This is a genomic window from Streptomyces virginiae, from assembly GCF_040638905.1.
GTDB lineage: Bacteria > Actinomycetota > Actinomycetes > Streptomycetales > Streptomycetaceae > Streptomyces > Streptomyces virginiae_B.
The window spans coordinates 19,007-40,295 of the sequence record NZ_JBEZYV010000038.1; the positions used below are offsets into that span (position 1 = coordinate 19,007).

The 21,289-nt window shown below is 64.2% G+C and carries 17 protein-coding genes and 7 pseudogenes; 9 read left to right on the top strand and 15 right to left on the bottom strand.

What is annotated here, in order from left to right; genetic code table 11:
• Positions 1-20: 20 nt before the first annotated feature.
• Both AB0F82_RS32750 and AB0F82_RS32755 read left to right on the top strand, forming a co-directional pair.
• Positions 21-1,676, top strand: coding sequence for a hypothetical protein (locus tag AB0F82_RS32750; RefSeq protein ID WP_362634111.1), 1,656 nt, complete (start codon positions 21-23; stop codon positions 1,674-1,676).
• A gap of 99 nt (positions 1,677-1,775) precedes the next feature.
• Positions 1,776-2,988: pseudogene (locus tag AB0F82_RS32755) on the top strand (IS3 family transposase).
• A gap of 30 nt (positions 2,989-3,018) precedes the next feature.
• On the opposite strand, the pseudogene AB0F82_RS32760 reads toward AB0F82_RS32755, so the two are convergent.
• Positions 3,019-3,402, bottom strand: a pseudogene (locus AB0F82_RS32760) (helix-turn-helix domain-containing protein); the annotation flags it as partial.
• A gap of 255 nt (positions 3,403-3,657) precedes the next feature.
• On the opposite strand from AB0F82_RS32760, the gene AB0F82_RS32765 reads away from it, so the two are divergent.
• Positions 3,658-4,011 carry an HGxxPAAW family protein gene (locus AB0F82_RS32765; RefSeq protein ID WP_362634114.1) on the top strand — a complete coding sequence of 118 codons (354 nt, stop codon included), beginning with the start codon at positions 3,658-3,660 and terminating at the stop codon, positions 4,009-4,011.
• A 159-nt stretch (positions 4,012-4,170) separates the two neighbouring features.
• Here the strand turns inward: AB0F82_RS32765 and AB0F82_RS32770 are convergent, their stop codons facing one another.
• Complete coding sequence (locus tag AB0F82_RS32770) at positions 4,171-4,554, bottom strand: helix-turn-helix domain-containing protein (protein ID WP_362634117.1); 384 nt, start codon at positions 4,552-4,554, stop codon at positions 4,171-4,173.
• 628 nt (positions 4,555-5,182) lie between these two features.
• On the opposite strand from AB0F82_RS32770, the pseudogene AB0F82_RS32775 reads away from it, so the two are divergent.
• Positions 5,183-5,988, top strand: a pseudogene (locus AB0F82_RS32775) (transposase family protein).
• A 142-nt stretch (positions 5,989-6,130) separates the two neighbouring features.
• Positions 6,131-6,382 (top strand): transposase, encoded by a 252-nt coding sequence (locus AB0F82_RS32780; RefSeq protein ID WP_362634119.1) that lies wholly within the window; start codon positions 6,131-6,133, stop codon positions 6,380-6,382.
• 132 nt (positions 6,383-6,514) lie between these two features.
• Here AB0F82_RS32780 and AB0F82_RS38800 read toward each other — a convergent pair.
• From AB0F82_RS38800 to AB0F82_RS32800, 3 genes and pseudogenes are all read right to left on the bottom strand, one after another.
• Positions 6,515-7,453 (bottom strand): annotated as a pseudogene (locus tag AB0F82_RS38800) (IS110 family transposase); the annotation flags it as partial.
• A gap of 196 nt (positions 7,454-7,649) precedes the next feature.
• The gene (locus AB0F82_RS32795) at positions 7,650-7,856 is read right to left on the bottom strand and encodes an integrase core domain-containing protein (protein ID WP_362634122.1); all 207 of its coding nucleotides are present in this window, start codon (positions 7,854-7,856) and stop codon (positions 7,650-7,652) included.
• A gap of 87 nt (positions 7,857-7,943) precedes the next feature.
• Positions 7,944-8,614 (bottom strand): annotated as a pseudogene (locus tag AB0F82_RS32800) (IS30 family transposase); the annotation flags it as partial.
• A gap of 383 nt (positions 8,615-8,997) precedes the next feature.
• Here AB0F82_RS32800 and AB0F82_RS32805 point away from each other — a divergent pair.
• The gene (locus AB0F82_RS32805) at positions 8,998-10,581 is read left to right on the top strand and encodes an MFS transporter (RefSeq protein ID WP_436842224.1); all 1,584 of its coding nucleotides are present in this window, start codon (positions 8,998-9,000) and stop codon (positions 10,579-10,581) included.
• A gap of 22 nt (positions 10,582-10,603) precedes the next feature.
• Here AB0F82_RS32805 and AB0F82_RS32810 read toward each other — a convergent pair whose 3' ends face one another.
• The 5 genes and pseudogenes from AB0F82_RS32810 to AB0F82_RS32830 all read right to left on the bottom strand — a co-directional run bounded on the left by AB0F82_RS32810 (position 10,604) and on the right by AB0F82_RS32830 (position 13,100).
• Positions 10,604-11,050 carry a transposase gene (locus AB0F82_RS32810; RefSeq protein WP_362634125.1) on the bottom strand — a complete coding sequence of 149 codons (447 nt, stop codon included), beginning with the start codon at positions 11,048-11,050 and terminating at the stop codon, positions 10,604-10,606.
• Between the two features lie 203 nt (positions 11,051-11,253).
• Positions 11,254-11,913 (bottom strand): hypothetical protein, encoded by a 660-nt coding sequence (locus AB0F82_RS32815; protein WP_362634205.1) that lies wholly within the window; start codon positions 11,911-11,913, stop codon positions 11,254-11,256.
• Positions 11,914-12,096: 183 nt separating this feature from the next.
• A pseudogene (locus AB0F82_RS32820) lies at positions 12,097-12,300 on the bottom strand (SigE family RNA polymerase sigma factor); the annotation flags it as partial.
• 24 nt (positions 12,301-12,324) lie between these two features.
• Entirely contained in the window at positions 12,325-12,471 is a 147-nt protein-coding gene (locus AB0F82_RS32825) for a sigma factor (protein WP_362634128.1), read from the bottom strand.
• Positions 12,471-13,100, bottom strand: a complete 630-nt coding sequence (locus tag AB0F82_RS32830) for a hypothetical protein (RefSeq protein ID WP_362634131.1) — start codon at positions 13,098-13,100, stop codon at positions 12,471-12,473. The genes AB0F82_RS32825 and AB0F82_RS32830 overlap by 1 nt, the downstream gene beginning before the upstream one ends.
• 159 nt (positions 13,101-13,259) lie before the next feature.
• Between AB0F82_RS32830 and AB0F82_RS38805 the strand changes: the two genes are divergently transcribed.
• Both AB0F82_RS38805 and AB0F82_RS32840 read left to right on the top strand, forming a co-directional pair.
• A complete protein-coding gene (locus AB0F82_RS38805; RefSeq protein ID WP_436842231.1) occupies positions 13,260-13,532 on the top strand; it encodes a hypothetical protein in 273 nt (90 codons plus the stop codon).
• 183 nt (positions 13,533-13,715) lie between these two features.
• The gene (locus tag AB0F82_RS32840) at positions 13,716-14,018 is read left to right on the top strand and encodes a site-specific integrase (protein ID WP_362634134.1); all 303 of its coding nucleotides are present in this window, start codon (positions 13,716-13,718) and stop codon (positions 14,016-14,018) included.
• Between the two features lie 3 nt (positions 14,019-14,021).
• On the opposite strand, the gene AB0F82_RS32845 is transcribed toward AB0F82_RS32840, so the two are convergent.
• Positions 14,022-14,927 (bottom strand): tyrosine-type recombinase/integrase, encoded by a 906-nt coding sequence (locus AB0F82_RS32845; RefSeq protein ID WP_362634137.1) that lies wholly within the window; start codon positions 14,925-14,927, stop codon positions 14,022-14,024.
• Between AB0F82_RS32845 and AB0F82_RS32850 the strand changes: the two are divergent.
• Positions 14,875-15,581, top strand: a pseudogene (locus AB0F82_RS32850) (Tn3 family transposase); the annotation flags it as partial. The gene AB0F82_RS32845 and the pseudogene AB0F82_RS32850 sit on opposite strands and share 53 nt — an antisense overlap.
• Positions 15,582-15,622: 41 nt before the next feature.
• On the opposite strand, the gene AB0F82_RS32855 reads toward AB0F82_RS32850, so the two are convergent.
• From AB0F82_RS32855 to AB0F82_RS32870, 4 genes are all read right to left on the bottom strand, one after another.
• Positions 15,623-16,477 (bottom strand): hypothetical protein, encoded by an 855-nt coding sequence (locus AB0F82_RS32855; RefSeq protein WP_362634140.1) that lies wholly within the window; start codon positions 16,475-16,477, stop codon positions 15,623-15,625.
• A gap of 246 nt (positions 16,478-16,723) precedes the next feature.
• Positions 16,724-18,775: a WD40 repeat domain-containing protein gene (locus tag AB0F82_RS32860; RefSeq protein WP_362634143.1), complete on the bottom strand. Its 2,052-nt coding sequence runs from the start codon at positions 18,773-18,775 to the stop codon at positions 16,724-16,726.
• Positions 18,776-19,154: 379 nt separating this feature from the next.
• The gene (locus tag AB0F82_RS32865; protein ID WP_362634146.1) at positions 19,155-20,693 is read right to left on the bottom strand and encodes a purine-cytosine permease family protein; all 1,539 of its coding nucleotides are present in this window, start codon (positions 20,691-20,693) and stop codon (positions 19,155-19,157) included.
• Positions 20,659-21,018: a hypothetical protein gene (locus AB0F82_RS32870; RefSeq protein ID WP_362634149.1), complete on the bottom strand. Its 360-nt coding sequence runs from the start codon at positions 21,016-21,018 to the stop codon at positions 20,659-20,661. The genes AB0F82_RS32865 and AB0F82_RS32870 overlap by 35 nt, the downstream gene beginning before the upstream one ends.
• Positions 21,019-21,289: the final 271 nt, after the last annotated feature.

Below are 21,289 nucleotides of genomic sequence, written 5' to 3' on the forward strand. Positions count from 1 at the left end.
CCGCCCCCGATGACGGTGGCATGGTCATCGCCAGAAATTCAGACGAGGGAGTAGCGGGTCGATGGCTTAGGCAACCGACCTCTCCAGAAATTTCCGTGCGATGGTTCGGCGCAGTAGGGGATGGGCGGGATGATACCAGCGCAATAGTTCGCGCGCTTTCTGCAGCTGCGCGGAGTCCCGAAAAGGTCATCTACTTTCCTCCATCGGCTAGAGCCTATGCGATTATCCAGCCTATTATCATTACGAGTCATGGAATTTCAGTCAGGGGGGGTGAGGGAGCCGTCATCGAACAGAGGACGTGGGGGCCGCCGGTGTTTGATATCTACAACGCAGACGATGTGACAATATCGGACCTGTCACTCGTCATGGAGGGAGGCGACCGCAGCGAAATTCCCACTACTACCGTGGGAGTCAACGGCCCGACCTATAATGCCGGTGTCTCATCTTCTGGGAATCGCACCATCGTCCGCAATGTGTCTGTCAGGGGCTTTCTCTCTGGCGTCAAGCTGACTACCTACGACCGAGCCACCCGAACGTACAGCGGTACCCGCGTCGGAAACATCATCGAGGATGTTCAGGTGAGTGAAGTGGCGTTCGGACTGCTCACAACAGCACAGGACGACCTCGTCGTGACCGGACTGACTGGCTCTTACGAGCTTTTCCCCTATTACCCGGCGCCTCCGCACCTCATCTACATGTCTGGTAGCAGTACCACGACGGCTATGACACTCTCCACCAACATCACCATCCGGGACTGCGAAGCAACGAATGGCCGCGGCGGGAGTGCCTTCCAATTCGGCGGAATCCGCGGGGGAAGGGTCACAAACTGCACAGCCGATGACTGCGACTCGCTCCTCTCCACCGGTGACTGCCGGGACATGACGTTCACGAGGATCAGCTCTATCAACGATGCCAACCTCTACGCCGGGTCGCTCGCTGTACCCGATGACGCATCTTCAAACATCATATTTCAGGACCTGACCATGGAAATGTCGGAGACGAACGGAAACAGGCTGATACTTCTTGGTGGGGTTGACTGCCGTATCGAGAATGCCGACCTGCGGGTGCGGCGATCGACCTTCCCATGCGGGCCGGACATTGCCGTTGTCGGAGAACGGTCGTCACTGAGGAACATTCGCATCTCTGGTATCGATTCCGCCGGCGGGTCCACCGGAATTCTCTACTATGAGGGCAGTGGGCACAGCCTGGACGCTGTAGAAATGGCGGGCATGGGGATAGGTATTCAGGTAGCAGCTAACGTTCGCGATTCAGATCTCAGCTATAATCCAAATCTCATCACGGTCAACCCGCTGCTGGGAGCACCAGCACGGCGGGTCGGCATCAATGAACCGTCAGCGGGTGTCGATCCGGGCATCCACGTAAAGCGGTCCGAGCGCCGGGTACCGTACGCTTTTTCCGGCGGGATTCGGGTAGAAGCCGGATCGGTTAGTCACGCTCTAATCAGTGCTAGCGGGCCCGTGCAAATTCTGGATACCCGAGATCAGACTGCAGGCATGGATCTCACGTTTGAAATCACCAATATTACTACGAGGAGCCTTCCCATTGTATGGGACAGGTCTTTTAGGTTCGCCAGCCCACTCTTGACTGTTTCTCCTGGCGCGACCGTCTCGATCTCCTTCACCAGGACGGCAGACCACATATGGCAGGAGCGCTGACCGTTGAGCTCGTAACAGGATCTTGTTGAAGTCTGAGGCTGATCCTTCGGAGTGGACACCCTGACAATGGATCTTGATGGTTCAGGGAGGGATGTCCAGGTGGGGCGTATGTCTCCGCATCCGGAGGAGTTCAGGAAGGACGCGGTTGCGCTGTATCGCGCCGCGGCCGGCAAGCGGACGTACGCTGCGGTGGCCGCGGATCTCGGTATCACCGCGGAGTCGCTGCGGACGTGGGTCCGCAAGCCCGAGGCCCAGGCCGTGCCCCAGGGCCGCGGCGGTGCGATCGAGGCAGTAGAGCTGGCCCGGCTGCGGGCTGAGAACGCCCGCCTGCTCAAGGCTGAGCAGGAGTGGCGGCTGGAGCGCGAGATCCTTCGCCGGGCGGCCGCCTATTTCGCCCGGGAGGTGAAGGGTGAAGTGAGTCCCAGCCGCTGGGCCTTCATCTCCGACAACCGCGCCGATTTGGGCGTCAAGCGGATCTGCCAGGTGCTCGGGGCATCTCGCCGGCTACTACCGGCATCTGGCCACCGAGGAGGACCGCGCCGAGCGACGGGCCGAGGAGGCTCGTACCGTGAGCGAGATCCGCGCCGTCCACCACTAGCACCACGGCGCCTACGGCGCCCCGCGCGTCCATGCCGAGCTGAGGGCGAGAGGGCGCAGGATCAACCGCAAGCGCGTGACCCGGCTGATGAGGGTAAACGACATCGTCGGCCAGCACTTGCGGAAGAGGAGGCGGACGACGACCGCGGACAGGACCGTGCCGCCCGTGCCGGACCTGGTGATGCGCGACTTCACCGCGGATGCCCTGAACACCAGGTGGTGCGGCGACATCACCTACACAGCCGTCGGGTCGGCGTGGCTGTATCTCGCCACGGTGATTGATATCTGTTCGCGGCGGGTGGTGGGCTGGTCGATCGCGGACCACATGCGGCCTCGCTGGTCACCGACGCGATCGAGATGGCCGTGGCCACCCGCGGTGGCCGGGTGCGCGGTGTCGCTTTCTACACCGACAGGGGCACCCAGTACAGCGCGGCCGCCTTCACTGACGTCTGCCGCCGGCATGGCATCCGCCGCAGCATGGGCCGGATCGGGTCGAGCTATGACAACGCCCTCGCCGAGTCGTTCTTCCAGGGCCTCAAGCGCGAATTTGCTCCACGGACGCCGCTGGACCTCAAAGGCACAGACCCGGCTCGAGCTGTTCCGCTGGCTTTCCTACTACAACCGGCGCCGTCGCCACTCCGCGCTCGACTACCTCACACCAGCAGAGTTCGAACAGCGACTGATCATGACACGTACGCTGTCACTCATCGCATGAAAACCGGTGTCCACTCCCCGGGAGCAACCTCACCTGCACGTTCACCCCGTGGCGGCGGTGGTTGTGGGAGAAGTCGGTCCGACTGTCGCCGACCCGGTCGCACTCGGCGAGCGTCCCGTCGAGCAGGACATGATCAGGATCGGCCTCCCGCAGGACCCGCAGCAGTCCGGGCGCCCGCTGGGACAGATGATCGACGACGGCCGTCACGTAGGCGTGGGCGGTGCCGACCGATATGCCGAAGCCGGCGGCGATCTGCCCGAGCGAGTCATGCCGGCGCAGGTAGACCAAGCCGACGAGAGCACGCTGGTGAGGCGGGAGCTTGCAGCGACGGTCACCCTCACGGGTGACGATGAGCATGGTTACCCACTCGATCAGGGCGTGAGGCAGGTCGAGTGCGGCAGGATGCGGAACCAACGAGGCTCCTGCGCTGATGAGTTGAGACGTCGAACACCTCTCTCAACGGCACAGGAGCCTCGTGCGTTGCGGGAAGCCGGCCCGTCACCCGATCAGTGACCACTCTGAAACGCTCGCTGAACGCTCCACCCACAACGACTCAGCCCGCAAATCCACAAGTGAGTAGTTCTTACTCAAGCGCTGAGCGCTTTACCTGATTAAAACTCCTTCCAACGTATGGGCTGCGGGCCCGTCGACAAGGCTTTGGGAGTACCGATGAGTGCACATGGTGACGTAGACATGGGTCATACGGTGGCCGGGTGGACCGGAACCTACATCGCAGTGGTCGGGTTCAGCGTCGCCGGCTTCGGCATGATTCTCGCCTCTGGGCTTGTGATGGCTGCAGGCTGCGCCGTCATCGCCCTGGCCGCAGTTCTCACCTGGGCACTTCATCTGGCAGGCTGGGGCAAGCCAAGCGGCCCTCGTCCAGCCGATCAGTGGGACTGGCGCGTAAAGGACCCCACCGCTCGTCGCGGGCACCCCAACTGTGTCGGCTGCCGCATGGCCGGACGGCGGGCAGTATCGGCTGCTGGTAGGCCGCTCCCCGAAGCAGTTGGTGCTCAGCTGTAGAGCAAGGATCTCGCCGGGGTCAGCTCACGCCGTCTCATCGACGCACTGCAGATACCAGGCTCCTCGGCGGCGAAGATTCTTGTTTGCGTCGACGGCGCCGAGGCCACCCACGATTTCCTCGCCCACCTGAGGGGCTGAACACCGCCCAACGCGCGGTCCCTAGCGCCGGGGCGGCGTGTCACTGGGGCCGGTTGCCCTGCCTCGCACGTGCGTCCGGCGTCCCGTGGCGGGCCGCCGGACGCGGATTTCGGTGCCGTCGATGATCCCGGTCTGCCCGCTGGCTCCGAGGTGGTCGATGACCTCGGCGAGGGTGCGGAGCCGGACGTCGAGGGCGACGCTGCAGCCGCGCTCAGCCAGGAGTGGCCGCACCTCGCCGATCGCCCGGGTGATCGTGGAGCGATCGACGCCGAACCAGCAGGCCAGCACGTCGTGAGTGGTTGCGTGGCGAAGGTGGACGAGCGTGGCCAGGAGCCGGTCAATGAAGACCAGCTGGTGCTTCGCCCCGGCTACGGCCCGCTTCCGCGGCCTGGACCTCAGTCTCACCTGATGCCGCTGGTTCCATAACGGACCTACCTCGGCGACAACTTCGGCGATCACAACGGCTGACAGCCCTGTGATCCCCTGATCGCTGCACGAGTCCCGTTCCCCACCACCCGAACATGATCAGGGATCACGATGCAGCGTCACACCGCCAACCATGCACCAGCTAGAGGCTGTCCCGTAACTCGGTGAGGAGGCCAGTGAGCCTCTCCTCCTGGATCGGTTTGTACCTTTATGTTGCAGATCATGGGCTTAACAGCATCCCGTCAGAAAGTGACAAACCGGTCGCTGGCGCGGGTCGATACCAACGAAGCCAATAAGGGCGACACACCTCGCCGTGAGGGGAAAGTTATGGCCATGTACGTTGGCACGGGCGCTGCATTTATCACTGCGCTAGTCGCTCTCCAGCGCGCCGAGGGCGTCCCCCTCGAAGAAGCATTCAAGCGAGCCGAGGAGATACACGAAGAGCGCTGTTGGCGAGCCGGTAACGATTCCTTTAGCTCCTCTCAGCTGATTGCGCACCTACGCCTCTTGGTGAACTCTGGTCAATGAGCCTCTTTCATCCTGTGCTGGAGGGTGAAAGAGGCTGCTCAGCGGTTGTGGTGACGAGGCAGGGCCCCTCGTCGTTGGCGTGGTGATTCCACTCATCACACCGGCGACCGAAGGGGCCCTGTTGGTTCGGTATCCTGCCATGCTCGACGTCCCGTACGAGCTGGTCGAGCATGTTTCCTGGTGCTGTACGAGCACCGCTGGGCCCTCAACACCCGCTGACGCAAGCTCGGTTGCTTCAAGCAGGCGCTGCTCGCTCTTGTCCATCTGCGCAAGAATGAGACGTTCTCGCAGCTCGGAGCCGGATTCGGGATCTCTCAAGCCACTCCCTGGCGGTACGTCGACGAGGCCCTGGACGTTCTGGCCTCCTGGGCGCCCGGCCTCCATGAAGCCCTCACCGGCCTCGATGAAGGCGACCACGTCATCGTTGACGGCACCCTGATCCCCATCGACCGGATCCGCGCGGACGAGCCGTACTACTCGATGAAACACCGCCGGCATGGGATGAACGTGCAGGTCATCACCCGGCCCGACGGCACACCGCTCTGGTTTTCTCGCGCGACACCCGGCCGCACCCACGACCTGACCGCGGCCCGGGCCCACGGCATCATCCAGGCCTGCCTCACCAGAGAGATCCTCGTTCTCGCGGACCGCGCATACCAAGGCGCCGGCGCCACCGTCCGCACTCCGTACTACCACCACCGCGAACAGCCCGAGCACTACCAGCAGTTCAACCGTGACCACACCCGGCTGAGAGCTCCGGGCGAACGCGCCTTCGCCCAACTCAAGACATGGCGCATCATGTGCAGAGCACGCTGCTCGACGCGACGTATCAGCCGCACCGTCCAAGCGATCCACACCCTGCTCACCTGCAGCTATTCAGGATGAAAGAGGCTCAACGAGATTGCCGGAACTGTAGTGACTCCCCATAAAGAGCTCGTAACAGGATCTTGTTGAGATGCCCTGGCCGGGCGTAACCGGTGTGATGATTCGGCCGTTCGTGAGTGCGTGAGCACTCCGGCCGTGGATCGTGGATGACGACTTGTGGACTTTGATCGAGCCGCTGCTGCCGCCCTGGCCTACGCGGTCGCCGGGGCCTCGGTCGGTGCCGGACCGGTTGTGTCTGCAGGGCATCCTGTACGTCTTGCACAACGACATTGCCTGGCAACTCCTGCGCTGGAGCTGGGGTTCGGGTCCGGGCAGACCTGTTGGCGGCGCCTGGAGCGGTGGCAGCAGGCCGGGGTCTTCGACCAGCTGCACCGGATCCTGCTCGCCTGGCTGAACGCAGTGGGCGAGCTCGACTGGTCCAGGGCATGCGTGGACGGCTCCCACATCCGCGCGAAAAAGGGGGAGCCGACACCGGTCCGTCGCCGGTCGACCGGCGGAAGACAGGCAGCAAACACCCACCTAATGTCAGCGCGGAGGTATAAAAGACTCGTTGGAGGCCGCGGTGGTAGCGTCGGGGCCGGTGCAGATTGCCGCTGACATTGCCGCAGTCCTGGGGCACCGGAGCGACACCCGCGAAGCTGGCGAGGCAGTCGGAGCTGCCGAAGCGGCTCATGTCGCCGGCGGTGGCCGCCAGGAACTCGGCCCCCAGCAGCGCACCGATCCCGGGCATCACCTCGGCGAGCTCGTGATCGTGAAACCGAGCCGCAATGAGCTTGTAGATCTCCGCGATGTGTTCGTCGAGGCCGATCACCTCCTTCGCCAGGGTGTGGATCACCTGTGCGGTGATCTTCTCCCCAGGGACAGCGGTGTGCTGACGCCCGGCTGCCTCCAGGGCTGTCTCGGCGAGGGCATCGGCGCCGCGGACCTTACGGTTCCTGAGCCACGTCTCCAGCCGGGTGCGGCCGGTGCGGCGCAGGGCAGCCGGGGTCTGGTAGCCGCTCAGCAGGATCAGCGGGCCGACGTTGCCGAGATCGAGTACGCGTTCCAGCGCAGGGAACCCCAGTGAGTTGGCCGCGAAGGCGGTTGATCCCACGTGTGCGGTCCGCGTTGAGGTCAGAGCGGCGGTCAGTGAGAATCCTGAGCTCGACGACATTCTCTACGTCAGCCGCAGGACCGTCAGGTCCCGGCGCATCCGGGCTTGATCGGCAATGACGGTCGCGTCCTTGACGTCGGTCTTGCGCATCCCCCGATGGCCGGCCGATGCCCGATTGACCGCCAGGCCCGGTATATAGACGAGCCGCTGCCCATGATTGAAAGCACGTTGATCCACAGTGCTGCGATGCCGGCGGCGACGTCGATCGCCCAGATCACGTCTTCGGCAAGGGCCAACACATCGCCGAGCAGGACCAGTAGTTCCGGTTCGTCGTTCAGAACCCGTCCGCTTGCCCTCGGCGTCCAGAACCACACAATGATGGTGGGTCTTGCCGTGTCCGTATGCCTATATCTGGACCACCAGTTCCTCCGGTCGTTCGACAGGCGCCGTGCTCCCCGACGACCTCGCCAGCGTGGTCCTACTCAGCGATCACCCGCAGGGGCCCGCAGCTCCTAATCAGCGGCCGGGTCGTCGTGAGACGGGCCTTGGCCCCGGATTTTGAACACGTCTATGCGGCTCGGGCCAGGGTAGTTGATGCTGTTTGGAAGGCGTTCTCGAAGGCGATCGGAGAGCGCTGACCGAGGCTGGAGTGCCGGCGTCGGGTGTTGTAGCGGGTCAGCCAGCGGAAGGCGTCGAGTCGCGCCTCGCGCTCGTTCAACCAGCCTTTGCGGCCCTTGAGCGTCTTGCTCGCGAAGGCGGCGTTGAAGCTTTCCACGGCGGCGTTGTCTGCGCTGGACCGACCCCACCCATACTCTGCCGACCCCTGCTGACCCGCAGACTCCGACGAAGGCCCGACTCGTATACGGCTCGGTGCCCAAGCCTCCCATCCGAGGCAGGTGCAGCAGCATGGTGAACCGGTCGTGCGCTCGACCAGCGTGCCGATCGCGGACTTGCCGGTGCCGATGATGTGGTCGTCTTCCCAGTGTCCCGGGACTGCCAGGTCCTCGGCTTCAGCCGGTCGTTGGCTGATCATCACCTCGGGTGACGTGCCCGTTGGCCCGCCGTCGAGCTCGGGCGCGGGGAACCCGCAGCGCACGCCCGGTACGCAGACAGCCGACCAGCTCACGCTTGAGGGCTCCGTGTCCCTGGATGTAAAGCGCCTGATAGATCGCCTCGTGCGAGATGCGCATGGAGTCGTCATCGGGAAGTCTGCTCTGAGCCGGCCCGCGATCTGCTCCGGACTCCACGCCGTCGCCCACCGCCGGTCCCCTGACGGTGAGGCTTTTCCCATCCCTTCCACCGTGGCGTCTTCGGCCCGGTAACCTGCGTTCCGTCCGGACGCCGGACCTCCCCGACGAGCCGGTCCTGAACATACTCGCGCAGCCGTTCATCAGCCACGAGCTTCGGCGTCTTCGGGCGCCGCGCCGCCAGTTCCGCCTTCCACTGCGCGATCGAGGCCCGGTAGTCGGGCTGCCCGCCGCGGGTGGCCGCGTTGCGTCGCAGCTCCCGCGAGATGGTTGACGGATCCCTGCCTCTACCGAAGCCGGAACGGTTCACCCTGCCGTCACGGTCTGAGACATAGGGCGGCCTGACGCCGCGGTCACACAACCTGAGCCAGCGCATACGAGGACTGCCTTCGGCTGACATCAGACCGCGAGGAGTGCCAAGAACTCACAGCGCCAAGATTAGACAAACACACTCAGCTCGTCATGAGTAATCGCTACTCAACATGTCGACCCGCTTCCTTACCTTTATCCCTCCATCCTAGTCGGAATAGCTGCACATTTGCTAGGTTTTGCAAAAACTCCCTAAGGGGCATATCGTCCACTGCCTGGTTGGGGGCGGACGCAAGCCGTCGGCGCCACCCCCTATGCGCCAGTGCTCTTTTCGCTCGATCGACCCGATAAGGAGAAAGCGTGAATCAGTCAACCTCTGACGAGATTCGTTCAGGGGCGCATGCGCCTCAGCGGAGAAGCGGCCTACGAGGCCACGCGTGGCTTACTCTGCTCACCGTGGCGGTCGGTGTGATGATGGTGGCTCTCGATGGCACCATCGTGGCGATCGCCAATCCGGCGCTGACACAGGACTTCGACGCCTCACTGGCTGATATCCAGTGGGTCACCAACAGCTACCTGCTGGCTCTCGCAGTCTTTCTGATAACTGCAGGCAAGATCGGAGACCGCTACGGTCATCGCAACACCTTCCTGGTAGGCGCAGTCGGCTTCGCGGCGTCGTCGGCGGCTATCGGCTCCGCCGACAGCATCAGGGAAGTTATCGCCTTCCGCGTGCTACAGGGCTTGTTTGGCGCGCTTCTCCAACCTGCGGCGCTCGGCTTGCTGCGCGGCGTTTTCCCCCCAGACAAGCTCAACATGGCGATCGGCATTTGGGGCGGTGTGATCGGTGCCTCCACCGCGGCCGGCCCTATAGTCGGGGGGCTGCTTGTGGAGCACGCAGGATGGGAGTCGGTATTCTTTATTAACGTCCCCGTCGGAGCAGCAGCATTGGTGCTGGGGCTGCTGATCCTACGTGACGTGCGAGTCGAAAATGCCGTCAGGTCCTTCGATATCGGCGGTATCCTGCTGCTCTCCGCCGCCATGTTCCTTCTGGTTTGGGGCGTCATTAAAGCCCCGGATTGGGGTTGGGGCGAGGCCAGCACGCTGGCGTTCCTGCTCGGCGCATTGCTAACCGGGATGATCTTCACTCTGTGGCAGACCAAAGCAGAAGAGCCACTCATCCCTCTAAATCTGTTCCGCGCGGTTTCGCTGTCTGCGGGCATCATCTTCATGATCCTCATGTCGTTCTCCTTCCTGGGTGCGATTTTCTTCGTCACCTTCTACCTGCAAAACATCCACGGCATGTCACCCGTCGAAAGTGGCATCAACTTGCTTCCCATGACCGGCATGATGATTGTCGGCTCACCTATTGCTGGCCTGATAATCGGAAAGATCGGCCCACGTCTCCCGATCGTTGGAGGCATGGCGTTGGTGACCATCTCTATGATTGGGCTGTCCACGCTGAAGACCGATTCGGGCACAGGCACCCTGTCTCTGTGGTTCGTCCTGATGGGTCTTGGGCTGAGCCCGGGTATGGTCGGAGCCACCGAGGTGATCGTGGGCCACGCTCCCCTGAAGCTGTCAGGTGTGGCTGGTGGTATGCAACAGGCTGCTATGCAGGTGGGTGGCAGCCTGGGTACTGCTGTCCTCGGCGCGCTGATGGCCGCCAAGGTAGACGACGTTCTCCCAGGCAACTGGGCCAAGGCAGGGCTTCCGCCCTTGGAGCCCACGCAATATGAGCAGGTCAAGCAGGCCATTCAGGTGGGGGCCGCCCCCGTCACCGAAGACACACCCAGCCAGGCGATCCCTGTTATCACGCAAGTCGCCCACGACTCGTTCATGGCTGGCATGAACTTGACTTTTGGCGTCTCCGCAGTAATAGCAGCAGCTGCGGGAGCCTTGGCTATGCTCACCCGTCGGCGCAGCACCTCAGCTACGGGCTCGTGACCGGCTCGCAGAATGGACGACATCAGTCGCGAATGCCCTGAGCGTGACGCGTCGTTGGCAGTGTAGAAGGACGCTCGGCTGGGCTTCTCCAGCCGAGCTCCCGCCCCAGCTGCCTGACCGCCGCTGGACCCATGCGCTGTCCCGTAAGTCGCCGGGAGATGACGGGGAGGATCCAGCGTTTGTGCAGCTCTTCCCGGTTGAGGTTGGAGTCGTAGCCCTTGTCGCCGAGCAGGGCGTCCGGGCGCCTGCGGGGCCAGCCGGGACGACCTGCGACCGGTGGGATGCCGTCGAGGAGGGCGAGGGTCTGGGTGACGTCGTTGACGTTGGCCGCGGTGGTGATGACCTTGAGCGGGGTGCCGCGTCCGTCGCAGATCAGGTGGCCATACTGTTGTTGCGTGGGTAGCCAGTCGTAAGGTCCAGAGACGCAGGGTATGGCTTTCAGGTGGTTGCCCTCGATGGTTCCAAACACCTCGCCGCCCGGTGTCTCCCGACGCCGACGTCCCGTCGGAGTCAGCCCGCCCCCACCCGCATATCTCACACACCACGGATACAGTCACCCACCCACACCCATCAGGGACTTCACAAAGATTCACCCCGCCGAGCTGAAGTCAGTAAGAGGAAACGGGACACTCGTACGCTCGACGACCAGTCGCAGAGCGAAGTGCTGACCAGCTAGTAGGGCTTGGTCAGCGACGCCAGGATCGTGCCGTCCGCGCCTTGGACGGTGATGGTGAGGGCAGGCGTGCTCTTGGCTCCTGCCTGGGTGTCGTCCGCGTAGAAGGCGGCCCACCCCGGAGAGTCGGCCAGCCTGATGACCTGCGTGTTCAGCGTGCTGTTGCCGATGGCCGCGGTGATCCTGGTCGCCTTACCCGGGCCGCGGTAGATGCCGGCGTAGAGAGTGCCGGAGGTGTCCCCGGACGCGACGGCGGAGATCTTCCCGCTGGGTACCTCGGCCGCGTTGAGAACGGACTCTTTGGTGGTGCCGGAAGACTTCGGCGTTAGCAGGAACATGCCCTGCCCCGTCAGCCACATCGTGCTGGCCCGGCCCAGCGCGACCTTCTCCCCCGAACTCACCACCTGCACTTGCGTTGATGCTGCTGTCGAGGCGGCGGGGACCGTGGGTGTACCAGAACCGGACGAGCCCAGTGACGGGGCAGCGACGGCGGAGGCGGGAATGAGCACGGCGGCGGCCAGTGCCGTAGAGAGTGTTGCCTGGCGGCGTCGGCGCATTCTCCGTCCCAGGCGAACGACCATGTCCACGGGGGCCGGTCCCTCCGGCAGGTCGGCGGCTGCCTGCTTCAGTGCTGCGGCCAGGTCCTCGTCATGGTTCATCGGATTGTCCCTTTCTGCGGGACGGGACGTCGAAGCCCGGCTGGGGGTGCTACGGGTCGCTCGGCCAGGGCAGCCAAAACGCCGTCCTCCCGCAGTTTTGCCAGTCCCCTGGTGATCTGGCTGCGTCCCGTGCTGGTCCGGGGTGCCCAGGGCTGCGGCCACCTGGGCATGGGTCATGTCCTCGAAGTAGCAGAGCACCACCGCAGATCGCTGCCGGGCCGGCAGTCGTCTGAGCGCGTCCATAAGCGCGCTGCGGCGGTCGACGTGGGCAGTCTGATTGGCCACCGGAGTCTCCGGAAGACGTGGGGTGAACCACTCGCGCACAGTCCGTCTGCGAAATCGGTCGGCGTGAGCATGGATCATGATCTGGCGCACGTACGCGGCCATGTCGTCGCTGTGCCGTACGTGGTTTCACTTCACATACGCGCGCGCGAGTGCGTTCTGCACCAGATCCTCGGCATCGTGGTGGCTACCGGTCAGCAGATACGCCGTGCGCAACAAGCTGGGCCACCGGCCTGTCATGAAGTTGTGAAATTCGTCATCACTGGCGTTACTCATCAGACCTCGCCCAGGTTCGGCGTCTGGCCAGCCTGCGGTGTTCCGCGGCATTTGTCACGGCTGAACCTCGGCAGGGAAGAGACGGGCGGCACGAAGAGACGTATGCAGCTGCCGCTGCCGCCCCATCCGGGGACGGCAGCGGCAGTTGTAACTAGCTCTGGACGGCCAGGCTTACCAGCAAGCGTGACAACCTTGGCCTGAAGAGTCCTGGACCCGAGCTTGATGGTGACCTTGGTCGTCGCCGTCACCGGACCGCGGTAGATCCCCGCCCACAGCACACCGGAAGCGTCGCCACAGGCGATCGTGGACACCTTTCCAGAAAGAACGTCTGCGACCCGCATGACATCCGGCTTGTCAGCACCCGAAGCCGTCGGGGCAACAACATTCAGGCCCTCCGCCGTAAGCCACAACTTGCTGTCGGCAACAGCGATCCGCTCACCCGGCGAAACCACCTGCACGCCGCCGGCTGTAGAGGCGGCCTGGAGGGAGGCGACCGTGGGTGCTGCCGACACCGGCGACGCGCTTATGGACGAGGCGACCGCCACCCCCGTGCCTGTCACGAGTGCCGCAGCACTTGCAACAACAGCCAGCCATCCGCGCTTCCGCCTGTGCGAGCCAATGGAAGTCATCAATAACTCCTGTAGATCAAACAGCACCGCCTCCAGCCACCGGGACCGGAGCAGACAGGCCCTTTCGTCCCATCCACCTCCCAGACAGCGCCCGTGCTGCAGAAAGCTGCTTCCTTGGGCACGTCACTACATGTGGCGCTCGTCACACGCACCAACCCTGTGGTTCTGCTGAACGTCGACAAGCTCGGCGCGCTCGGCGAGCCGAAGTCCCTGACCTGGCTGCGCAAGCGGGTCGAGAAGATGCTCCCGAAGATCGACCTGCCGGACCTGCTGTTCGAGGTGAATGCCTGGACCGGCTTCCTCGACGCCTTCGTGCACCTCGGCGACGGCACCTGGGACCGGGCCATGATCGCGTTTTGGGTCTCCAGCGGAGTCCGGGCCTCGGAATTGATCGGCGTCCGGCAGTGCGACGTCGACCCGGCCAGGAGCTGATCAGTGTTGTGCGGAAGGGCTCTCGGGCACGGCAGCAGGTGCCAGCCTCGGCAGATGCGTTCGTGTGGCTGCGGCTCTACCAGCAGGAGCTGCACGGGCGGGTGCCGCGGGGCCGGGCGCAACCAGTGTGGGGGCGTTGCGGCGTCCGTTTCAGCCGCTGACCTACCACGGCGCGCCCACCGCATGTTCGAGCGGGTAAACGCCACCTTCGGCGCGGACTGGACCCTTCACGACCTTCGTCACAGCGCCGCCGCCCGCATGGTGCGCGACCCGGCGCTGACGCTGACCGACGTGCAGTGGGTCCTCGGGCACGCGCATCTGACCACGACCGAGATCTACCTCGCGCCGCGCCAGGACGAGGTCGTGGCCGAGGTGCTGGCCTACCACGCCCGGCGGGCAGACCAGCACGCCGAGCCAGTGCCGCCGCCTCCGGCACCCGGCTACGACCCGGAAGCTATGGACGGTCTCTTCGAGCGGTCTTCATGACCATCACCACGAAGCACTCGACGCGCCGACAGCTGCAGACCGCGAATGCGACAGCCGAACAGGCCCGGGCGCGGAACAGCGCACTGCCGGAACGGTTCCCGTCCCGCTCTGCGGAGGCGTGGTGGCCGGCGACAGCGCAGTCCGCGGACGACGTGCTGCGTCGGCTGACCGCGCCACCGTTCTTGCCAGCGGCCAACGCCACCCGAGCCGGGCGACGGCGTGGGGTCGCCAAACTTCTGCGCTGGCTGTCCAGCCTCCCAGGGGACACCTGGCAGCAGCGTTGGAAGGCCAGCCGCGCCGAGGAGATCCCCGGCGCGGCTGGACGGATCTCGAGAACGGAGCGGGCTGAGGGTCCTCACGGCGCCGGGCCTGGCGGGCGTGGTGCGCGAGTGCACTCTCGATCACCTCGTCGGCGCTGGGGGTGGTGTAGATCTGCGTGGTCATCAGCCGGGCGTGAGCGAGGACCCACTGCACGTGAGTCAGCGGCATCTCGGGGTCCTCGGCCATCCGGAAAGCAGCCGTGTGCCGCAGGTCATGGAGGGTCCAGTTGGAACCCAGCAGTAGGTTGGCCCGCGTGAACATCTGCAGGGCGGCCGGGTAGTTCAGTGGGCGCCAGGGGTGCCGCAGCGTCCACCACAGCGGCTCGTCACGTCCGTGCGGTGCCCCTTTCTCCCAGATCTCGTGCTGATAAATCCGTAGCCGGACGAACGAGTCGCTGGAAGCTGGCAGCAGCTGGACATCCCCAGTGCCCTTGCGGGTCACCGAGATAATCTGCTGGCCCGGCAGCGCGTCGCGCTCAACCGAGTCGAGGAGTTCGTCCGCCAGAGGGGTCCGAAACGATCGGCGTCCAGTGGTCAACTTCAGCCCGCGGTTCCGCGACCTGGACAACCAGCGGTTCTGGCGGGCCACGATGCCCGGCGTCGAGACCGGAACGTACGGCGTGGTGGAGGACCTGGCCCGCAACCGCGTGAACCTGAACAAGGTGATCACGCACTGGCCGGACATGCTGAAGGTCGCCGGTTCCCTGGTCACCAACCAGGTCCGCGCCTACGACCTGCTGCGGATGTTCGGACGTGACGGGCGCCCGACGCTGCTGGGGGCGGCGTTCGCGGAGTACGGACGGATCGCCAAGACCGAGCACTTGCTGCGGGTGGTCGATCCGGTGGACGACATCTACCGCAGTCAGATGAACCGGCAGCTTACCGTGCAGGAGTCCCGCCACAAGCTGGCCCGGGATGTGTGCCACGGCAAGCGCGGCACCATCCACCAGGCGTACCGGGACGGGATGGAGGACCAGCTTGGCGCGCTCGGCCTGGTCCTCAACGCCATCGTGCTGCGGACCACGAAGTACATCGACGCTGCCGTCCAACAGCTCCGCGCCGAAGGCCACGAAATCCGTGACGAAGACATCGCCCGACTGTCCCCGTTCAACACCGCATCCTGAACCTGCTCGGCCGTTACAGCTTCACCGCCTCTACCCCAGCCGCCGGCGCCCTGCGCCCGCTGCGTGCCCCAGACGCTCCAGACCTTGACGAGAACGAAGACGAGTCGCCCGCCGGCTGAAGCGCCCGCGCTTCTTGAGCCCTTCTGGGCTGATGTTCCGGTCAGGAGGTGGCCAGTGAAATGGAGTAAAAGTGTATCTCTGTCTCGATGAGCGCCCCGCTAAAGTTGCCGTCGTACGCCTTGAGGAAGAAGCCGGTGATGGGGTCGAATGCTCCTGGTAGGACGGCTTCGCCGAAAGTGCCGTGCTTGCGGCACAGCGCGGACAGTGGCTGGAGTTCTTCGTCAATCTCCTCCGCCATGGCGTGGCGCAGCAAGCTGCCACGACGTATCTGGGGTATGCGGTTAAGCCTGTCCAGCTGCTTTTCGCGGATGGCCTCGATGTCCTGATGCATCAAGTCGGGTTCGACATTGGTGTAAATTGTGGGAAGCAGCATCGAGCCGTCCACCGCTGGGGCGTCAGCACCGTCCGTCCTTGGGACGGGACGGCCCGGAAGTTGAACTGACCTCTCCACTCTGTCCCACCGCAGATCGCCGAAGTTCGAGAAATCCCACAGCACTTCGACTGGCGCACGGTAATAGGGAAGTGACTTGACGTAGGAAGCCGCCTGCTCCGCCGTCAGCATGGCCGCCAGTCGTGCCACGTGATGCCTTTCGCGGAAGTGGAAACGCTTTGGGGCGTTCTTGGGATCCACATACCAGTACAGTGATTCGCGCAGACAGTTGGCGATGAACAGCTCGAAGCTTACGTCCCGGGCGTTCTTCCGCTCCATGCAGATGACCTCGAACTCGTAGTCTCCGGGAGCTTGGACGGGCGCAGCGTTGCGGAAGGCCTGGACTTCTGGGTCCTTGTGGATGAAGCTTCTACAGGAGCCGGACATCCACGGGGCGGGGAGCGTCACCGCCTCGAAGTCCTTGTCCATAAACGCCTCGGCATCCAGCACATGTATCGCGCTCATTACACCCTTCAAAGATCGACTACCGCGAGTTTAGGCACAGGGGCACGGTCGTGACCCCGTAATCCTTACCCCAGCCCACTGGCCGGAGGGAGAGGCTGCCTGCTGCTTCGCAGTTGGCAAGGGCAGCGTGTCTCACGCGTGCTTTCGCAAGGTGGGCTGTCCCAGGCGTGATCGTAAAGATGAGAAGTGCTCATGCCATTGGGGGTGGTTTCCGAGACACCCCCACGGAGTCAGATCGGAATCAGATCAGATGGTGCTGGAGCAGGGAGCCAGCAGGGCGATTTCGCGTCCGAAGGAAACCAGGACGCGTCCTTCAGGGGCTGCCTTGATGGCTGTCACCATCCATGGGAATGTCAGGTCGGGGCCGGCCGGCTGCCCGGTTCGCAGGTCCCGTATCTGCACTGTGCCTGTCAGATCGTCTTGCTGCCCAGACCCCGCGACCGCGAAGGGTCGTCCATCGATCGTGACCGCCGCGAACAGGTACGGTTCCCACTCTTCTCCATCCTTGAAATGGAAAGTGAAGGGGTCACCGAGAGGATTTCCCGTATGGAGGTCCCATGCCTGCACCAGGTCGCTCTTGTCCACTGTGGCAGCCACAAGGCGGTCGCCTGTCACTGTCACGGTGATTTCCTGGATTTCGGTGTTGCATTCCGTGATGGCACCAATCTGTTGACCTGTTGTGAGGTCCCACATCGCCATCGATCCCTCAGCGCTGGTCGTGATGACCACAGCCCTGCCGTCCACGATGGTGGCGGCGCGGGGCCTGGCACCGGAAGTCCCGTGGATGAGTCTTGTCTGCTGTTGCGTGGCCAGGTCCCACACGGAGATCTGGCCCGATTTTTCGCCAGTGATAGCGACGGCCCGACCATCCAAGATAGTGGTGACAGGACAGTGGCTGGCGGGAAGCCGCCCGAGTTCGCGGCCGGTGACCACGTCCCATAGATCAACTGTGCCATTTTGTGAAACTATGGCGACTGGCCGGTCATCAATGTTGACTGCCGCTCCGTCCACGTCCCAGGACCTGCGGGCGTGGAATGGCTCGGTGACACGCTGGCCGGTTTCCAGGTCCCACGCCATCACGGTTGCCATGTTGTAGCCGATACTGACGGCGATGGGCTGGTTGCCCTGTCCGACGGTTGTGTCGATGGCGGATACCATCCAGTCAGCGGTGTGTCCCCTCTGGGGATTTGCCAACTCGACGTGGTTTTCCAGGTCCCATACGAATGTCCTGCCGCCTTCGTCGTTCGTGAGGGCAAACGGCCGACCGTTGACCACGGCTGTGGTCGTCTGATAGATGGGACGGGAATCGTGGGTGTAGTTGTAGCGATGGCCGAGGATGGGCTCGTCAACCACTAGACCGGTCGCAAGATCTACCATAAAGACAGTCTCACCGTCCGCGGTTATGGCCACAGGCCGGCCATTAATCACGGCTGTTGAGATCTCGTCGCACATTTCGTCTGTCACGAACTCCGAGACGAGATGCCGATCAACCAGATCCCACACCTGTATCTTCCCCGTGCAATCACCAGTGGCCGTCACCACGACGGGACGGTCGTCGACCTCCGCTGTAGCCACCTTCCAGAAATAGACATCCTCATCGTCAGAGGTGAAGGGCTCGTCTACTTGCTGTCGCGTAGTCAGTTCCCATACACGTACGGTCTGGTCGCAACTGCTGCTGATGGCCACCGGTCGACCATCCAGCATGGTCGTGATGACCCTCATCGCTTCGCCACTGTGTCCGGTCAAGGGATCGCCGACAGGCTCGCCGGCCGCGAGATCCCACACCCGCAGGGTTCCGTCGTCATGGGCAGTAACCGCCATCAACCGACCCTCTACAACGACCGTCTCTACATCATTTGCAAGAGGCATGTGGACTTCGAGCAAATGCACGCGGCTGGATAGGTCCTGAATCCGCAGTACGTTGACAGCTTCCTCGCTGGGTTCACTGCTGACGATGACAACGACTGGGCTGTCGTCGCGCATGGCGGTGGCCATCGCGCGAATAGGACCATGACCAGTTAGCGGATCACCGACTTCTTTGCCGGTTTCCAGATCCCACACCCGTGCTGTTCGGTCGTTCTTCTCTCCGATAGCAACAGTCCGCCCATCCACCACGGCAGTGGCCATGGGGCGGGGATGGACCCAGCCCTCAAGCAAGCAGACAAACCGCTGGTCAACCCAGGAGCCAGTGGCCCACTGCACATCCCAGCAGGAGCCCGGCTCGCCGTCGACGTCCACATCCATCAAACGCGCAGCTAGGTCACGGTGTCCGAACCGTGCAGCATCGAGCGCCAGCACACGTTGGCGCCCCCCCTGGAGTCAGCGTCTTGTGCAACGCCGCCGACGCCCGATGAACAGCCGCCACCAACTGTGCCTGGGGGCTGCATGCCCTGCCTGCGAGACGCAGCACATGAGCAGGGTCAGCCGACACCACAAAGCTCAGATCCGTCAGCAAGCCATCGGTCCCCGAACCGTTCTCATGGATGCCACCTGACTCCTCATTCATAAGTTAATCGCTCCCTGTCCTGAATGGCCGCCTGCGAGAATCGAAGATCATCCATCCCTCGATTTCCGCCAAAAGTCACGGCAGCTGCAATTCGTTACGCACGATCAGCCGGATCCGGCGTTTGGCAGGCCTGTCGGCCACCCGCGGTCTGCGGCGCGTGGGCTTCCGACTTCATCGGTCGTCCCCCGCACCCGGAATGCCGGATTCACGCTTCCCGGCCAGCGCGGCGTAGAGGGCGCCGGACACAACCAGCCCCACGGCAAAGGAGACATCGGCGCCGTCCATGGCTTCCGACAGCGGTCCCCGGTAGTAGCTGGTTGAGATGAAGGGGATCATCGCTGCCAGGCCGATGAAGTACGAGGCAAGGCCGCGCCAGGACCATCGGCCGTAGATGCCCTGGTCGTCGAAGATGTCCCGCAGGACGTACCGGCCCTTGCGGATGAGATAGAAGTCGACCAGGTTGACCGCGGTCCAGGGGACCAGGAAGTAGAGCATCAGTAGGATGAAGGTGTTGAAGCTGTTCAGGTAGTTGTGCGGCAGGGAGAGGGCCGCAACGAGCACTACGGCGCCGATGGTGATGACGACGGCTGCCCGCAGTCGGCTTGTCGGCTGTTCTTGCCGAAAAGCGTCCAAGCCGCTCACTGTCGTCAGCATCGCTCCGTAGGTGTTGACGCCCATGATGCTGATCAGGGCAAACGCGGACACCAGGACGACCACAGGGCCGAAGCCGGGGGCGATTTCGTTGCCCGCCTGGAGGAGCCCGGTGACGGCGTCGGTGCCGGGCAGACGGCTGCCGAGGAAGGCACCCAGGGACATCAGCCACACCGCCGAACCGGCCGCGCCGGCGTAGGTCCACCAGATGACCCGGCGGGCGTCGGCATCCACGGGCAGGTACCGGGAGTAGTCCGACACGTAGACGGCGTAGCTGATCTGGTAGCCGGCCGCCGCCGCGAAGGTCGCCAGGAACGACGTCCAGGGACTGCTTGCAGCCGGAGCTGCGGCCGGCAGGTCCCACCACAGGATGACGGTCCCCGCGGTCAGTACCCCGAACACGGCAATGAGGATCCAGGTCAGAGCGCGCTGCACAGCATGGATCAGATCGTGGCCCACCAGGGCCAGCACCACGGACACGACCGACAGGACGGGGTACCAGAAGCGGGGTCCTCCGGCGATGACGCGCCCCAGTCCGTCGGCGGCCAGGATGACGTTGAAGACGTTGAAGCCCACGTAGACGAGGACGACGGCCGCAAAGGGCACGACGGCTCCGCGGACACCGAACTGGGCTCTGGACTGGATCATCTGAGGCAAACCCATGCGCGGCCCCTGATTGGCGTGGACCGCCATGAAGAACGTGCCGAAGCAAGCTCCCAGGACCACAGCCGCGACCGACCACCCCACGCTCAGGCCGGTCGACGGGCCGATGAAGCCGATGACCAAAGTGGTCAGGACGAAGTTTCCGGAGAACCAAAACGGTCCCTGGTGCCAAACCTGCCGTGGCGTTCGTCTATGGGTACATGGTCGATGGAACGCGTTTCGGGCGCGGCGAGGCGGGGGCGACTGCGAGGAGGGGACTGGGGGTGGTGCACGGGATCCTCTGTAGTTCGGGCGTGAAGGAGCGGGATGTGCGGGACGGTACGGCTGCCCTCGTGGGGGCCTCGCTGCGAGAAACGGGTGCCTAGCGGCAGGTGTAGGTGAAGGTGGCCGCGGCATCGGCGCGGTTCGGCGACAGCACCTCGAGTACAGCGGTGGCTTTCATGGTCCCGGGGCCGTGGAAAGCCCAGCGGAGTGTGATCTCGGTCTGCCGGGTTCCCCGAGGGATGCGCTGTCGCACCGGGCCGGTGACCGCGCCGTCACTGCGACGCCAGCGGTAGCTCACCGTTCCACCTTCCCCGTTGGTCCGGAGCGTCCCCAGCACGGTCATGGTGCTGTCGCAGCCGGTCCCCGTGGAGTTGGGGCGGGCGGTGGCTCCCGTCACCGACAAAGGTTCGTCGACCCACGGCCAGGCGAGGAAGGCCCCTGCCGCGAGCGCGGCCACCGCCGCCGGCAGCCATCCCCGGAGCGGGCTCCTCGGCGTCGATGCCGGCGCTGTCCGCCGTCGGTGTACGGCGCCGCCTGAGTGTGCGGGGACGGTGCCATGCCACACCGACGTGAGGTGCCCCAGGTCGGTGGACGGAGGGCAGGCGGAAGGGAATGTGGTGGAGGTGGTAGTGGAGTTCACGCCGTCAGTGGCGGCGGGCATGCCCCAAACCGCGGCGTCCAGGAGGGTGGCACTGGTCGCCTCGTCGGCTGGGTGCGACAGGGGGAGG